8 protein-coding genes are annotated in these 16,960 nt (G+C 49.1%); 7 read left to right on the top strand and 1 reads right to left on the bottom strand.

Annotated features, from left to right (window positions below; genetic code table 11):
* The first annotated feature begins 83 nt into the window (after positions 1-83).
* A complete protein-coding gene (locus tag NDI44_RS26275; protein ID WP_199304916.1) occupies positions 84-7,793 on the top strand; it encodes a hybrid sensor histidine kinase/response regulator in 7,710 nt (2,569 codons plus the stop codon).
* 239 nt (positions 7,794-8,032) lie between these two features.
* Here the strand turns inward: NDI44_RS26275 and prfC are convergent, their stop codons facing one another.
* Positions 8,033-9,682, bottom strand: coding sequence for a peptide chain release factor 3 (gene prfC / locus NDI44_RS26270; RefSeq protein WP_190414514.1), 1,650 nt, complete (start codon positions 9,680-9,682; stop codon positions 8,033-8,035).
* Positions 9,683-10,424: 742 nt separating this feature from the next.
* Between prfC and NDI44_RS26265 the strand changes: the two genes are divergently transcribed.
* From NDI44_RS26265 to secF, 6 genes are all read left to right on the top strand, one after another.
* Entirely contained in the window at positions 10,425-12,644 is a 2,220-nt protein-coding gene (locus NDI44_RS26265) for an ATP-binding protein (RefSeq protein ID WP_190414513.1), read from the top strand.
* Between the two features lie 138 nt (positions 12,645-12,782).
* The gene (locus tag NDI44_RS26260; RefSeq protein WP_190414512.1) at positions 12,783-13,127 is read left to right on the top strand and encodes a DUF4870 domain-containing protein; all 345 of its coding nucleotides are present in this window, start codon (positions 12,783-12,785) and stop codon (positions 13,125-13,127) included.
* A 91-nt stretch (positions 13,128-13,218) separates the two neighbouring features.
* Positions 13,219-13,383 (top strand): hypothetical protein, encoded by a 165-nt coding sequence (locus tag NDI44_RS26255; protein WP_190414511.1) that lies wholly within the window; start codon positions 13,219-13,221, stop codon positions 13,381-13,383.
* 57 nt (positions 13,384-13,440) lie between these two features.
* Positions 13,441-14,424, top strand: a complete 984-nt coding sequence (locus tag NDI44_RS26250; protein WP_190414510.1) for an alpha-ketoacid dehydrogenase subunit beta — start codon at positions 13,441-13,443, stop codon at positions 14,422-14,424.
* A 137-nt stretch (positions 14,425-14,561) separates the two neighbouring features.
* Positions 14,562-15,980 carry a protein translocase subunit SecD gene (gene secD, locus NDI44_RS26245; RefSeq protein ID WP_190414509.1) on the top strand — a complete coding sequence of 473 codons (1,419 nt, stop codon included), beginning with the start codon at positions 14,562-14,564 and terminating at the stop codon, positions 15,978-15,980.
* Positions 15,977-16,954, top strand: coding sequence for a protein translocase subunit SecF (gene secF, locus NDI44_RS26240; protein WP_190414508.1), 978 nt, complete (start codon positions 15,977-15,979; stop codon positions 16,952-16,954). Before secD ends, secF begins: the two co-directional genes overlap by 4 nt.
* Positions 16,955-16,960 lie beyond the last annotated feature (6 nt).

Here is a 16,960-nt window from a genome sequence, read left to right as displayed (position 1 = left end):
ACTTCTTTCTCCTACTCAGCACTCCCTACGGGAAGCCGCCGTATGGGCGTCAATAGCACTCAGCACTCTCGAAGGATACTGCTATGCAGCCGGAGCAACAACAGCGAATCATGGGCTACTTCATTGAGGAGGCGAAAGACCACCTCAATACCATTGAACAGGGATTGGTGAATCTGCAAAGCACCATTGAAGATTCTGAGATGGTGAATGAAGTTTTCCGCGCCGCCCATTCGGTCAAAGGCGGGGCGGCAATGCTGGGAATCAACAGTATTCAGAGAACCTCCCACCGCTTAGAAGACTGCTTCAAAGTCCTCAAAGAGTGTCCGGTGAAGATTGACCAAAAACTAGAGTCCCTCTTTTTGAAGGTTTCCGATACCCTCAAGGAATTGATAGAGCAACTCAGCGGCCCATTTGGTCTGACTGAGGAAATTGCTAACGGTATCATGTCAGGCGTCGAGCCGGTATTTGAGGAACTGAACCAGCATATGGCATTCCTAGTGAATGGGGCTGGCGGGAATGTCTCCTTAGAGGCGGCTAGCGGCGCTCAAGAGGCAGGGGTGGCAACAGCGGCAGGCGGCTACCTTCGAGATGGGCAAGCCCAAAAACGCTTTCAAAGCGACGTACTCAACCAGCTGCGCGAAATGTTGCAGCTATTTAAACAAACCGACCAACCCAGGTGCAGACAACAGCTTCAGGAAATCTGCGGTTCTTTGGAACGGATGGGCGAACAATATGAATGCCCGAAGTGGTCAGAACTGATTCAGGCTTCGGCAAGCGCGATCGCAAATCCAGAAAATTCCTATCGCACTCTGGCTACTGTCGTTATTAAAGAAATTAAACAAGCCCAAGAGCTGGTGCTAGCAGGTCGCGCTAGCTCAATTGAGCCGAGTTCCCAGCTCAATGCACTCCTACCATCCTCGGCCACTCCATCGCTTTTGGAGCAACTGGATGCCGAACCCTCGCTCATCTATTCAGCCCAAGAACTAGCTGGAGCAACAACTGCCGATTTACAGACCCGAATTGCGTCTGTACAATCGCAGCATTCTATGACCCCAGCAGAAGCCGGAACCCGTCAAAGCCGACCAAAAGCAACCGACCGTTTCAACTACTCAGAGACGTTTATCCAAGAAGAACGGTTTGCGGCTGGTGAATCGGGGGCTGGTTTGAAAGAACCCTCCCTCACCTCCGCGAATTCAGATACGACGTTCTCTCAACCGAGTATCAAATCAGGTCGGGGTAAGGAATCTGCCAATCATCCAGCCGATCCCAACGGGCCGGAAGTCGGCATGGCAGAACTCAATAGCCTTGCTGATTTGTTTGAAGGGGAAGCCCCGGATCTGGATGAAACCTGGCAAGAAGAACAAGTCATTGGCGATGGGGCAGAGAATATGGGCACAGAGCGTCAGGAATGGTTGAATCTTGAACAAGAAAACGACTTTTCTGACTTACTGGGTGGTGATACAGATGGGTTAGGAAAATCTGCCACTCCAGCAACCGAAGAAGATGATTTAACTTTGTTTGGATTTGGAGAAGACTTAGTAGAGGAAGGCGAAACGCCTTCAGCCGAAAGCGAACGGGAAGATGTCGCACAATTGTTCGCAGGTAGCGTGTCAGATGGAGATGAAGATGATTTTTCTGACCTGCTGTTTGCGGCAGATGCCCCAAGCGCAGCTTCAGAAGCAACCCCATCAGAGAATTTAGCCAATCTCTGGAGTGACAGTTTCTTAGAAGATGAAGGCTTTGAGCAACAGGAGAATGCCAACCCTTTAAGCGAGTCGCTTGCGGCTGCTACAGATGAAGATTTATTAGGCATTCTTACCTCTGAGAATTTGGACTTGGCACTCTTGGCGACAGAATCTGAAGCGTTAAAGTCGGATTCGGATGAAGATCTGTTCGGTGCTGCGGGTATAGATACTAACGAAAATGACTCGATCGAGGCAGCAGCGAATCAGGAGTCGTCAGACTGGGAATTGATGACAACAGGAACGCTGTTTGGCGAAGCAGCCGAGAACAGCAACCAGGAAGTTTCAGAAGAGTTAGAAACTCCATCGATCATGTCTACAGAAGGGTCGGACTGGGCTACAGATTGGTCGAGCGAGGATTTGCAGGTACTCGATAGTGTTGCTGCCGCCGAGCCAATCGCCGCGACTGATAACGATTTGCCAGATTTTGTGTTTGAGGATGAGCAGAGTACGAGTATAGCTTTGACAGGCGATTTGGAGATGGGTAGCCTGTTGGAAGATGAAGTTGATTTAACGGCAGCAGGTTGGGAAGAAGAACCTGACTTTAGCAACTTGGATCTGTTTGAAACCCCACACGCCAGAGCAGACAATGGCGATGTTCTCGATGAACTGATGTTGGATGACAACACAGATCTGTGGCTTGAAGAAACGATGCCAAGAAACGAGACAAACGACTTGCTGGACTTGAGTGCAGCAATAGGAACTCCCTTTGAGTCAGAAGCGATCGCACCCGAAATCGAAGCGGATGCGGTAGGAGATGTTAACCTCGACTTTAATTGGCCTGCCATACCAGGTGTGGAAGATATCGATGCCAGTACAAGCAGCGTTGACAGAGCTTTCCTAGAGGATTGGTCAGCAACAGACTTGGCGTGGGACGAGACAATCCAACCCGCGGGCTTCTCAGAAGTAACAGCAGCTCAAATGCCAGGAACGGCACGAGAAGACCTAGAAGATTGGGAAAACCAACTGGAGTTCAATGAAACTTTGGTTGAAGAGCCATTCTCAGCTTTAGACGATTTAGATATTCCCAGCAATTGGGCGTCTCCAGATGCATTTGCACTGGATACAAGCGCCTCAGACGCAAGGAACGAAGAAGCACTGGACTTGTTGGAGTTGGACAATCCACAAACCAGTCCCTTTAGCCTGGATTGGGAAAGTGAAGCGGAAAGCACTGGTAGCGAGATCGAGAACCTAGCGCTACAAGAAGATGCAGATGCGAATGGGGCGCTAAACGCTGTTCCTAATCTTACCGAAACTGTCTCGGTAGATGAGTTAGGTGATTTCTTTGGGTCGCAAGCAGCAGAGCTAGAAACAACAGAATTCGCATCTTTAGATGAATCTCTTGACATGAATGGGGAAAGCCATGAAGTGCCCCAACTTGACGCATTAGATAACTTCTTTGAGGCAGAGCCAGAAGCAACTGCAACAACTGAGTGGGATAGTTCTCTGGACTTTGCCAGCATGAGCCTATCCGATGGAAATACAGATGCTTTTGATGCTAGCCTAGGCGAGCCGTTATCCAGTTTGTTTGATCCTAGTCAGGAAGAGCCCCTTGTTTCGGCAGACGCCTCCGATGATTTCTTCGCTACAACCGATGCGTTTTTAGAGCTGCCGTCAGAGGAAACATCTCAAGAATCTCTGGATGCCGCAGAAAATCTAGAAACAATGTTAGGCGATGAGCCATCTTCCAGTACCGATGCGCTGGATGCGCTGGATTTGAATGAAGAAAATCTGTTAGCTACTGAATTCGACGCTGAGTGGGGAATCGACTCAGCAGCAGTACCTGTGGACGCAGCTTTCGAGCTTGATGAGGATCTCTTAGATTCCTCGTTGCCTGCGGAAGCCCCAGAGAATCTGGAAGCAATGTTTGGAGAAGCACCTGCACCAACTCCAGAAGCGCTGGAATTAGCAGATTCAGACCTATTTGGCAGCGACATGGACGATGCTGAGTGGGGAATCGACTTGGCGGCGGTGCCGGTGGAGTCAGAGAATTTGGAAGCAATGTTTGGAGAAGAAGCATCATCTGCACCGACTCCAGAAGCGCTGGAATTAGCAGATTCAGACCTATTTAGCAGCGAAACGGAAGCTGAGTGGGGAATCGATTTAGCCGTGATGCCGGTGGAGTCAGAGAATCTGGAAGCAATGTTTGGAGAAGAAGCATCACCTGCATTGACTCCAGAAGCGCTGGAATTATCAGATTCAGACTTATTTGGCAGCGAAACGGAAGCTGAGTGGGGAATCGACTTAGCAGCAGTGCCTACGGAAGCCCCAGAGAATTTGGAAGCAATGTTTGGAGAAGAAGCATCATCTGCATCGACTCCAGAAGCGCTGGAATTATCAGATTCAGACTTATTTGGCAGCGAAACGGAAGCTGAGTGGGGAATCGACTTAGCCGCGATGCCGGTGGAGTCAGACAATTTGGAAGCAATGTTTGGAGAAGAAGCATCATCTGCACCGACTCCAGAAGCGCTGGAATTAGCAGATTCAGACTTATTTGGCAGCGAAACGAGCGAAACGGAAGCCGAGCGGGGAATCGACTTAGCCGCGGTGCCGGTAGAGTCAGAGAATCTGGAAGCAATGTTTGGAGAAGCACCTGCACCAACTCCAGAAGCGCTGGAATTAGCAGATTCAGACCTATTTAGCAGCGAAACGAGCGAAACGGAAGCCGAGTGGGGAATCGACTTAGCCGCGGTGCCGGTAGAGTCAGAGAATCTGGAAGCAATGTTTGGAGAAGCACCTGCACCAACTCCAGAAGCGCTGGAATTAGCAGATTCAGACCTATTTAGCAGCGAAACGAGCGAAACGGAAGCCGAGTGGGGAATCGACTTAGCCGCGGTGCCGGTAGAGTCAGAGAATCTGGAAGCAATGTTTGGAGAAGCACCTGCACCAACTCCAGAAGCGCTGGAATTAGCAGATTCAGACCTATTTAGCAGCGACATGGACGATGCCGAGTGGGGAATCGACTTAGCAGCAGTGCCTGCGGAAGCCCCAGAGAATTTGGAAGCAATGTTTGGAGAAGAAGCATCATCTGCACCGACTCCAGACGCGCTGGAATTAGCAGATTCAGACCTATTTAGCAGCGAAACGGAAGCTGAGTGGGGAATCGACTTGGCGGCGGTGCCGGTAGAGTCAGAGAATCTGGAAGCAATGTTTGGAGAAGAAGCATCACCTGCATTGACTCCAGAAGCACTGGAATTAGCAGATTCAGACTTATTTGGCAGCGAAACGGAAGCTGAGTGGGGAATCGACTTGGCGGCGGTGCCGGTAGAGTCAGAGAATCTGGAAGCAATGTTTGGAGAAGAAGCATCACCTGCATTGACTCCAGAAGCGCTGGAATTAGCAGATTTAGACCTATTTAGCAGCGACATGGACGATGCCGAGTGGGGAATCGACTCAGCAGCGGTGTCTCAAGAGGCAGCTTCCGAGTTAGAGGATCTCTTAGGTAGCGAACCAGTAGAGTTTGGGGATGGATTGGATTTTGAAGAGAATCTGTTAATTGGAGAAATTCCTTCAGAAAACCAAGCGTCAGACGCAGATGAGTTGAAGGAAGTTGGCGATCTCTGGGACTTAGTGACAGAACAACAAGAGATTGCAAATCCTTCAGAGGCTGCTGTTTTAGATGAGTTGTCTTTGCTAGAGACAGTTGGAGAACAAGACCAAGACTTAGCCATCTCATTAGTGGAAAACGATGAGTTTGACGAATTAGAGGCAATGTTGGGTGAGGAAGTGTTCGCAGAACCAGCATCTAACTTGGCAAGTAACGATGAGTTTGACGAGTTGGAAGCACTGCTAGGCGAAGAGGAATCCGTGCCAGCGGCTTTTGATGCAGAAGACATGAATGAGTTTGCTGACTTGGAAGCTCTCTTGGGGGATGATGAACCTCAGCTTGTTCCTCAATTTGCTCAATCGCAGCGTTCTCCTACGAAGCCGATAGCTGAAACAACTACATCCGCAGACGCCCTTGACGATGGATTTGGGGATTTGGAGGAACTGTTGGGACAGGCTGAGGAGACGATGGGTGGGCCACGTAGTGTGAAAACAAGCCCAGGCCAAGTTCGCCCGGTTAATCGTCCCCGTCCGGTTAAAGTGTTTGAACAGACCATGCGGGTGCCGGTTAAGCACCTAGACAACCTCAGCAACCTGGTGGGGGAATTAGTGGTGAACCGGAACACTTTGGAACAGGATCAAGAACGCCTGCGACAATTTCTGGATAACTTGCTGCACCAGGTACAGCAACTCAGTGACGTGGGAGCGAGGATGCAGGATCGGTACGAGCGATCGCTCTTAGAAAGCTCTCTACTCGCCAGTCGTCAAAGCAATCGGTTCAACGCCCGACCTGACCATACGTCGGCAGCGCAGGAGGCTCCCGCCAACAGCCGTTTTGGTTTGGGTGAATTGGAACTCGATCTGTTTACGCCTTTCCACAGCCTTTCCCAAGAAATCATTGAGCTAATTGTCCGCGTCCGAGAGTCGGCGGCTGACATTGAATTCCTCGTTGATGAAACCGACCAAGTCGCCCGGATGCTGCGGCAGGTGACGACTCAGTTGCAAGAGGGATTGACGCGATCGCGCATGGTGCCTTTTGCCCAAACTGCCGACCGCTTGCCCCGTGCCGTCCGCGAGATTTCTCTCAAGTGCGGCAAACAAGCCGAGCTACAGATTGAGGGTCGGGAAACCTTGATCGATAAAGTGATCCTGGAACACCTCTACGATCCGATGACGCACCTGGTGAACAATGCCATCACTCACGGCATTGAACCGCCAGAAGTGCGTATAGCCGCTGGAAAGCCTCCCGTAGGTCGGATTACCATCCGAGCCTTCCATCAAGGCAACCAAACCGTTATCTCCGTCTCGGATGATGGCGCAGGCATTGATTCAGAACGGGTAAAGGCAAAGGCAGTCGAAAAAGGGCTGATTACCGCATCTGAAGCCAAGTCCATGACCCGTCTGGAAGTCTACGATCTGCTTTTCCATCCTGGTTTTAGTACCAAAGACAAAGCCGATGACTTCTCAGGTCGCGGCGTCGGGATGGATGTGGTTTGCACCAGTTTGAACGAAATTCGCGGTGTAATCACAACAGACTCCACCCTAGGCAAGGGCACTACCTTTACCGTTCGTCTGCCCCTTACCTTAAGTATTTGCAAAGCACTTTGTTGCCTGAGTGACAAAGCTCGCATTGCCTTCCCGATGGATGGGGTGGAAGATATGTTGGATGTGCCCCAAGACCGCATTCAAACGAACTCAGAAGGTGAGACCTGTATCTCTTGGCGCGACTCTCTCATGCCCTTCCAACCTCTAGAGGAACTACTGACCTACCAGCGTCACCTCAGTCGAGGCACCGTTTATGGTGGAAACAGGGAAGATGACATGATTTCGGTTGTCGTGCTACGCAGTGCTGGCAATTTTATCGCCGTCCAAGTAGATCAGGTGCTGGGAGAACAAGAAATTGTGATTAAGCAACTGGAAGGCCCTGTGCCCAAGCCCCTAGGCGTCGCAGGTGCTACTGTCTTAGGGGATGGTCGGATCATGCCCATTGCTGACGTTCTAGAGCTGATTGACTTAGCGACGGGTCGGATTGGCAAAGACCGTAACGTTTCTCTGTGGGATAAGGCGGGTGTTTCCCTTCCTGTAGAGGCTCCAGCAGTGAAGACCGATCCGATGGTCTTGATTGTAGATGACTCAATTACGGTGCGCGAACTTCTCTCCATGACCTTTAACAAGGCAGGATACCGAGTGGAACAAGCCCGTGACGGTCAAGAAGCTTGGGATAAACTTCGGTCGGGTCTGCCTTGCGAGATTGTCTTCTGCGACATTGAAATGCCTCGCATGGACGGACTCGAGTTGCTCTCACGGATTCAGAAAGACCCCAGCCTCAACCATCTGCCAGTAGCCATGCTAACTTCTCGTGGCGCTAGCAAGCACCAGCAAATGGCAGCTCAGTTGGGAGCCAAGGGCTACTTTACCAAGCCTTATCTGGAAGAAGCGCTCCTCGATGCCGCCCAACGGATGATCAAAGGTGAGGTGCTGCTGAGTATTAACACGAATGCCTAATAGAAAGGGCGGGGAAACCCCGCCCTTTCTAGATAAAACGGAAGATGAGAGTAGGTAAGGTAGGCAAGTGTCCACCTTCTAGATAAAACGGAAGATGAGAGTAGGTAAGGTGGGCAAGTGTCCACCTTTTTTGATATCCGGCTCCGGCGGGACAGTGGCACCCAGCCTGAAACAGGCTGGGAAACATCAATCATGACCCAGGAAACCAGTGAGGTATTGGCTTTCACCAAGCGCTTGGGTCAAAAATCTACTGGTTGTTGCCCCGCCGCTACAGGCGCTACAGAATTTAACTTCAACTCTGGATGATCCGCTTGCACCTGCTGACAATTCCATTCGTTTCGGAACAACAGCACCGGACGCCCCCAGCTATCCTTCACCGTCACAGTGTTGAAAAGACGTCCCACTTTTTGCAGAGCCTCCCAGCCACCGGCTACCCAACGAGCCACACTATAAGGCAATAATTCTGTGTGAGTTTCAACACCGTATTCATTCTGCAAGCGAAATTGCACTACCTCAAATTGCAATTGTCCCACCGCTGCTAGGATTGGGTCGCGTTTGCCTTCATCCACTGAGTACATGATTTGCACTGCACCTTCTTCCCGCAATTCCGAAACCCCCTTGTGGAATTGCTTGAACTTAGAAGGGTTGGGGTTTTTCAGATAAGCAAACAATTCCGGAGAGAAGCAGGGAATACCTTCGTACTCTAGCTTCTGACCCGTATAAATCGTATCGCCAATTGCGAAGACGCCAGGATTGTTCAATCCAATAACATCGCCGGGATACGCTTCTTCAATCGATTCTCTATCTTGGGCAAATAGTTTCTGAGGACGAGACAAGCGAACGGTTTTGCCAGTACGGGCATGATTCACTGTCATGTCTTTTTCAAACTTGCCGGTACAGACGCGCACAAAGGCTATCCTGTCGCGGTGCTTCGGGTCCATATTGGCTTGCAGCTTGAAGACAAAACCCGTGAATTCTGGGTAAGTGGGTGGAATTGCACCATTACTGCTTTGCCTGGAACCGGGTTTGAGGGCGTAGTCGAGAAACGCATCCAAAAATAACTCCACCCCAAAGTTGGTCATGGCGCTACCAAAAAACACGGGCGTCATGGTGCCATTGTGAACGAGGTCTAGATCCAGTTCTGAGCCAACGCCTTCCAGGAGTTCTAAATCTTCTTTGAGCTGATAGTAAAGTTCTTGCTCTAGCAGTTCTTCAATTCGGGGATCTCCCACGTCTACAACGGTATCCAGGGCTTCCCGCTTGCCATGTGCGCTGCGCTCAAATAGGTGAATTTTCTGCTGGCGTCGGTCGTAGACGCCCTTGAAGCGATCGCCCATTCCTATTGGCCAGTTTACGGCATAGGTTTGCAATCCCAATTCCTGCTCAATTTCATCCAGCAGTTCCAATGGTTCCCGTCCGGGGCGGTCGAGTTTATTCACAAAAGTGAAGATGGGGATTTTTCTCATCCGGCATACTTCAAATAGCTTCCGTGTTTGCGGTTCCAAACCTTTCGCTGCGTCAATCAGCATCACCGCATTATCTGCTGCCGCCAGCGTCCGATACGTATCTTCACTGAAATCTTGGTGTCCCGGAGTATCCAGTAAATTAATCTGACAGTTGTGATATGCAAACTGCAACACCGTCGAGGTAATCGAAATTCCCCGCTGTTGCTCCATCTCCATCCAGTCAGAAGTTGCCTTTTTTTGCGCTCGACGCGCCTTCACCGCCCCCGCTTCGTGAATCGCACCTCCGTACAGCAACAGCTTTTCGGTCAGCGTCGTTTTACCGGCGTCAGGGTGAGAAATAATCGCAAAGTTACGCCGACGCTCAACCGCTGCTTGTATTTCAGATTGAGTGGTTGCTTCTGGGGACTGGAAATCAGTAAACATTCGGATGCCTGGTTCGGTACTTTCAACAAAAATTATAAAAGGTTAGATTGTGAAACGATGAAGCGTATCCGTATACAACAGACAGAACAACCCAAACCGGAGATAGCCTTTTTACTTTTATTCGTTCTAGCGTTCCGATTGGACTAAGACGCGATCGCTTCTTTCAGTAACATTCCCGATTAACAACTCTCACCTTCATCAAAAATTTAGATTCACTCCTGCTAGCCGCAATTCGCTAGCAGTTTTGTCTAAGGAGGTAAGTCCAATTAACCGGAAGACCTTGCCCATGCGCCTGCTGTGTTGACAAGCGTTGCTCTTCCATTCGCGAGAACCTAATGCTAACAGAGGAAACCTCTGTTTAGACTTTTCGCCCCGAAAAAGGGAGAAAGTTTCTCTCTTTCGTCAATAAAAATTCTCACCATTCTTCCCCTGACTTGTGGGTGAACTGAGAACGCAGGGAAGTTTCGTTTAAGGTTGCACTTTCTTTATATCTATCTACTTAATTTAATTCTAAGCGGATATATTCCGTTAATACTCGTCTCCTATCTAAAATTACGCACTGCTGACGAATCCAAATACAAGGCGCTAAGCAAAGCAAGTTTTTTTTAAGTTCTACGCTAAGAAACCAACCGTCTTTTTGCAAGAGCAAAACAACTGTAATTTATCCGGTGCAGACCTACCCGTGCCAACTCTCGCAAGCGAACGATATTCAGCTATAAAGTAGCAACCCCAAGGAGACTTTATGCCATCACTCTTGCACAATCTTTTTACTTCCGGGCAATTTATCCCGCACGGACACTGCTATTTGTGGAAAACAGGGCTAGTGTGGCTGCATATTCTGTCAGATGGTTTAATCGCCCTGGCTTATTATTCAATTCCGCTGCTGTTGGTTTACATTGTCCGCAAGCGAGGCGATTTGCCCTTTGATTGGGTATTTCTGTTGTTTGGCAGCTTTATTATCGCTTGTGGGACAAGTCATGTGTTGGAAATCTGGACCCTATGGCACCCAATGTATTGGCTGTCAGGGTTAGTGAAAGCTGTAGCTGCTGTGATTTCTGTGGCGACAGGTATCGTATTGATGTCATTGATTCCTAACATCCTAGCACTGCCCAGTCCCGCTCAGATCGAGGAAGCCAACCGCCGACTGAAATCAGAAATTCAGGAACGTCAGCAGATAGAGGCGCAGCTGCGAAGTCAAGAATACTGGCTGAATACCCTGATTGATGCGGTTCCGAACGTGGTGAATATGAAAGACGGCGAAGGACGCTGGCTGATCTCGAATCAAGAAGGACTGAAGCTTTTTCAGCTCGAAGGTGTCGATTATCAGGGCAAGACAGACGCAGAACTAGAAGAGTATACAGAATTTTATCAAGAAGCTCTTTTTGGTTGTCAAGAATCCGATGAAAGAGCGTGGCGTGCAGAAACCATTAGCCATTACGAAGAAGAGATTTCATTACCCGATGGTTCAGCGAAGAAGTTTGATGTCGCCAAGGTGCCCTTATTTAACCCAGATGGAAGCCGTAAAGGGATTGTAGTCGTAGCAAGCGACATTACTCAACGCAAGCAAGTAGAGGCGGCATTGCGTGAAAGCGAAGCGAAAAATCGCGCCTTCATCCAAGCCCTACCGGATATGTTGTTTCGGATTTGCAGTGATGGGACTTTTATGGACTTTCAAGCGCCCAGAGAAGATGCTCTGGCGATGCCTCCCAGTCACTTTTTGGGGAAAAGCGTGTGGGAGGTATTACCTGCCGAGTTGGCTGAAGCTACCATGTACAACGTATCGAAAGCGATCGCTTCCGGTGAAACACAACTCTACGAGTATCAAATGACTTCCCTAGACGGCAACCAGCACGATTATGAGGCTCGGTATGCGCGTAGCTTAGAATCAGAAGCTTTGGTAATAGTACGCGATATTAGCGAACGGCAAGCCGCGCTTCGCGAACGCAAGCAGGCAGAAATCGCTTTACAAAAATCGGAAGCGCAATTAAGAGAACAGACGCTGCATCTAGAAAAAACCTTATGTGAGTTGAAACAAACCCAATCTCAATTGATTCAGAGCGAAAAAATGTCTAGCTTGGGTCAATTGGTTGCTGGTGTTGCTCACGAAATTAATAACCCTATTAACTTTATTTACGCCAACCTAATTCACACCGACGAATATACAAAAGAATTACTACATCTGATTCGCCTCTATCAGCAACACAATTGCGAACCTGTTCCTGAAATTGCCGCAGTCGTGGAGAACCTTGACTTAGATTTTCTTCAGGAAGACTTACCCAAAATGCTGTCCTCAATGAAGGCGGGGACGAACCGTATTCGCGAAATTGTCTTATCGTTGCGAAACTTCTCGCGCTTGGATGAGGCAGAGGTGAAGGCGGTTAATCTCCACGAAGGCATTGACAGTACCCTGCTGATCCTGCAAAACCGCCTGAAAGGGAAACTGGGACGCCCAGCGATTGAAATTATTAAAGAGTATGGTAATCTGCCCCCCATCGAGTGTTATGCGAGGCAACTGAATCAAGTATTTATAAATATCATCACCAATGCAATTGATGCCCTGGAAGAGGTAGAGGCACAGAGGCGCAGAAGTGCAGAGGAGAATTTGGTACACTCTCCCCAGCAGCTTTGTTCCCCAGCGTCCCTGCCTTGGATTCGGATTCGCACTGAAGTTCAAGACGACCGTCAAGTTGTGGTTCGGATTTCTGATAATGGTCTTGGGATAACGGAGGAGGTACGCCAAAAGCTTTTTGACCCCTTCTTTACAACTAAACCTGTTGGTAGCGGCACAGGTTTGGGGTTGTCCATCTGTTATCAAATTGTGGTCGAAAAACATGGTGGCAGCTTGAAATGCATTTCAGCACCGGGACAGGGGGCAGAGTTCGCGATCGCAATTCCCGTTCAGCAGCAACATCAGCAAACGGCTGCGGTCAGTGACCGAAATTCTGCCGCTGTTTCCGGATAAATTCTCTCTGCTTTAGTACCAGAAACTTTTGTGCCTTTCGGGTACGGAAAGCCGTTCGCTAGCGTGCGGCTCACCCCCAGCGATCGCGTGTTACAGTCTTGACTAGAGGCAACGCAACAGAAGCATTAGGGGGTTTAGATGTACGACACGGACAAGCGAAAGTTGTTGTCGGTACTATCTCATGGCTCGATCTTTCTTAGTACGACACTGGTGTCTATCGGGATACCCGTCGCGATGTTATTTGTATCCGATGATCCAGTTGTGAAAGACAATGCCAAAGAAGCAATCAACTTTCACTTCAATGTTTGGTTCTATGGAGCGATTATTGCCTTCTTAACTTTTATCACCCTTGGTTTATTGGGCTTTATCCTCGGACCTATCGGGTTTATCGTTCATTGGGCACTGACGATTCTGGCAATTACTCACTGTTTGGGTAATCCCGATCAACCCTACCGCTATCCCTTCACCTTCCGCCTGCTTTAAAAAAGGGAAAAGTAAAAAGGAAAAATTGTTTGAGTTTCACTTTTTACTTGCATGGCTCTTAAAAGGTACGTGAAGTCAAAAAAGCTGTAGGTTGATTAATCATAATTTTCCCATAAAACCCGTCTTCTTTGAGAAAACGGGTTTCTGCATATTTTTAAGCTTTTGTCAATACTGCGATAGATTTGCCGATGAACAAAGTGCGATCGCTTCCGGTTCACCAATCCAGAGCGATGTGCGATCGCTGGCAAAATTCTAGAGCCTCAAGAGGTTAAAATCCTAATCTGACCCGATCAAACTCCTCTCTCCTGTACCGATGGCAGAAACTTTATTCTTCAACGCCCTCCGCGCAGCCATAGACGAAGAAATGGCCCGCGACTCAGCCGTATTTGTCCTTGGTGAAGATGTCGGTCACTATGGCGGCTCGTACAAAGTCACCAGAGACCTGTACAAAAAATATGGTGATCTGCGCGTACTCGACACCCCCATTGCCGAAAACAGCTTCACCGGCATGGCAGTAGGTGCTGCAATGACAGGTCTCAGACCGATTATTGAAGGCATGAACATGGGCTTTTTGCTCCTTGCCTTTAACCAAATTTCTAACAACGCTGGAATGCTGCGCTATACTTCCGGCGGCAACTTCAAAATTCCGATGGTGATTCGGGGGCCAGGTGGCGTCGGTCGTCAATTGGGTGCCGAACACTCTCAGCGCCTAGAAGCTTATTTCCAAGCAGTACCGGGTTTAAAAATTGTCGCCTGCTCCACACCTTACAACGCCAAAGGATTGTTAAAGGCAGCCATCCGCGACGATAATCCGGTTTTATTCTTTGAACACGTCCTCCTCTACAACTTGAAAGAAGATTTACCAGAGGAAGAATATGTGCTGCCCTTAGATAAGGCAGAAGTCGTGCGGCAAGGCAAGGATGTCACGATCCTCACTTATTCGCGGATGCGTCACCATGTCATGCAAGCGGCAAAACAGATGGAAAAAGAAGGTTTCGATCCGGAAGTGATTGACCTGATTTCCCTCAAACCACTGGATTTCGATACCATCGGCGCTTCCGTCCGGAAAACCCACCGGGTGATTATCGTAGAGGAATGCATGAAAACCGGCGGGATTGCGGCAGAATTGACAGCCTCAATTAACGATCGGCTATTTGATGAGCTAGATGCGCCCGTTCTGCGGCTATCTTCCCAGGATATTCCCACACCTTATAATGGAGCGCTGGAGCGGTTGACGATTGTCCAACCAGAGCAAATTGTGGAAGCCGTGCAAAAGATGATGGCACTCCAAGTGTGATTGGTCATTAGTCCTTAGTCCCTAGTCTGAGTCAATTGCCAATGACGAATGACTAATGACTAATGCCCGCTGACAATCAATCCGGATCGACCAGCCCAAAAGGGATTATCATAGCATTTGTTTGAGCGGGTCGTGGTATGCAGAGACAGCGTTCTTTATTAGCCTTAATTCTGGTTCTGGTGATTGCTTCTATCACCGTGCTTGCCAGGATTCCAATTCGGCTGGGATTAGACCTTCAAGGGGGATCGCAACTGACGCTTCAGGTGAAACCCACTGAAGGCAAAGAAATCACGCGAGAAGATTTAGAAGCAGTTCAGAAAGTCGTAGAGAACCGGATTAACGGTCTTGGGGTCTCTGAAGCAATTGTGCAAACGGTCGGACAAGACCAGGTTTTGGTGCAGCTACCGGGGGTCAGCGATCCGGAGCAAGCAGAACGGGTGCTGGGTGGCACTGCTCAATTGGATTTCCGCGAACAAAAACCGGGTTCGGAAACCCAGTTGCAAATTGAACAACAGCTGCGACGGGAATTAAAAGCGAAGCAGGATGAGTTGAGAAAGACGAAAGACGAAGCGGAGATCGCTAAAAATCAGGAAGCTCTTCAGCGGAGTAACCAAGCGATCGCAGCTTTGTTTGAGCGCACCAACCCCCCACTTACAGGCAAAAACCTCACAGGAGCCACCGCTCGACCTTTTCAGACGAGCGACAACTGGAGTGTCAACATTTCCTTTGATCCTGAAGGAGGCGGACGCTTTGCCCAGTTGACCAAAAATATTGCTGGGACGGGACGCACTTTAGGAATCTTCTTAGATGAAGAACTGCTCAGCGCTGCTACCGTTGAAGTGAAGTATGCCCAAGAAGGCATCAGCGGCGGCGGTGCCGAGATTACAGGCAACTTTAGCTTAGAAGAAGCCAACGAGCTAGTCGTCCAGCTGCGGGGCGGTGCCCTACCCTACCCAGTGGAAATCATTGAAAACCGTACCGTGGGGGCAACCCTGGGGCGAGATAGTGTCCAAAGCAGTATCAACGCTTCTATCGGCGGTCTGATTCTAGTGTTGATCTTCATCGGTGTCTATTACCGCTTACCGGGGGCAATTGCTGGGATAGCCCTATTCATATATTCGCTATTGTGCTTATCTGCCTTTGTTTTACTCGGCGTTACCTTGACTCTCCCTGGGATTGCTGGTTTTATTCTCAGTATCGGGATGGCAGTAGATGCCAATGTACTGATTTTTGAGCGGACGCGAGAAGAATTAAGAGCCGGGAAGAGTTTATATCGCTCGGTAGAATCTGGTTTTTATCGGGCATTTTCCAGCATTTTGGACGGTAACGTCACAACGTTAATTGCTTGTGGTTTTATGTTTTGGCTGGGTTCGGGTTTGGTCAAAGGGTTTGCTCTGACGCTAGCAATTGGAGTTTTAGTGAGTATGTTTACAGCGATTACTTGTAGTCGCACCCTGCTCATGACAGCCATCAGCTTTCCAGAATTACGCAAGCCACAATGGTTTTGTCCAAATCTACCAGCATCAAGGAAGTCTGAGCCAGGGGTAGGATCATGAAACTAAATCTAATCAAACGGCGATCGCTCTGGTGGACGATTTCTGCCGTCCTTATCCTGGTTGGGCTGATTGCAATGGCAATCAACTGGACGCAGATTGGTGCGCCGTTACGTCCCAGTTTAGATTTTGTCGGCGGTACGCGGTTACAGTTTGAACTCGACTGTTCTAAACCAAATAACTGCGATAAACCGATTGATATCGGGGCAGTTCGGGAAGTTATCGCAGCTCAGGGTTTGGGTGACAGTAGCATCCAAGCTTTAACTCAAAACGCTTTAGGGCAAACTCAGCCGGGTTTGTCCATCCGCACCAAGGCGTTGGATGTTAACCAACGTACCAAACTGCAAAATGCCTTAAACCAACTCAGAGCCTTCGATCCCCAAAAGACTCAGATAGACACGGTTGGCCCTACCCTCGGACGCCAGTTATTTGCCTCTGGTTTACTGGCGATCTTGCTCTCCTTTGTGGGTATTTTTGTTTACCTGACCTTTCGCTTCCAGTTCGACTACTCCTTATTCGCCTTTGTTGCCTTGCTCCACGATGTTTTGATCACCCTGGGGTTTTTCGCCATCTTGAGCTTGGTGTTCGGTACTGAGGTAGATAGCTTATTTGTCGTTGCTATCTTGACTATCATCGGTTTCTCGGTGAACGATACGGTGGTGATCTACGACCGGGTTCGGGAAGTCATTAAACTGAATCCCGGAGAGCATATTAACCAGATTGTCGAGGATGCGGTGAATCAAACCCTCACCCGATCGATCAACACTACATTTACGGTGTTGTTGACTTTGTTTTCCATCTTTTTCTTTGGTGGAGAAACGCTGAAAAACTTTGCCCTAGCCCTGATTGTTGGGTTTGCCGCCGGTGCTTATTCCAGTATCTTCATTTCGAGCACCCTTTTAGCTTGGTGGAGAGAACGGACGGGTCAAGCGATCGCTATTGCGGCAACGGAACCCAAAGCTTCTGATGAAATCTGAAGGGCA

Source organism: Trichocoleus sp. DQ-A3 (assembly GCF_039961975.1).
In the GTDB taxonomy this organism is placed as follows: Bacteria; Cyanobacteriota; Cyanobacteriia; order Cyanobacteriales; family FACHB-T130; genus FACHB-T130.
Note: the sequence above shows the minus strand (reverse complement) of the source record. Positions and strands in the feature narration are given on the sequence as shown.

Coding starts and splice junctions, on each gene's coding strand:
- NDI44_RS26275 (WP_199304916.1), top strand. CDS start 84: ATGCAGCCGGAGCAACAACAGCGAATCATGGGCTACTTCATTGAGGAG.
- prfC (WP_190414514.1), bottom strand. CDS start 9,682: ATGTTTACTGATTTCCAGTCCCCAGAAGCAACCACTCAATCTGAAATA.
- NDI44_RS26265 (WP_190414513.1), top strand. CDS start 10,425: ATGCCATCACTCTTGCACAATCTTTTTACTTCCGGGCAATTTATCCCG.
- NDI44_RS26260 (WP_190414512.1), top strand. CDS start 12,783: ATGTACGACACGGACAAGCGAAAGTTGTTGTCGGTACTATCTCATGGC.
- NDI44_RS26250 (WP_190414510.1), top strand. CDS start 13,441: ATGGCAGAAACTTTATTCTTCAACGCCCTCCGCGCAGCCATAGACGAA.
- secD (WP_190414509.1), top strand. CDS start 14,562: ATGCAGAGACAGCGTTCTTTATTAGCCTTAATTCTGGTTCTGGTGATT.
- secF (WP_190414508.1), top strand. CDS start 15,977: ATGAAACTAAATCTAATCAAACGGCGATCGCTCTGGTGGACGATTTCT.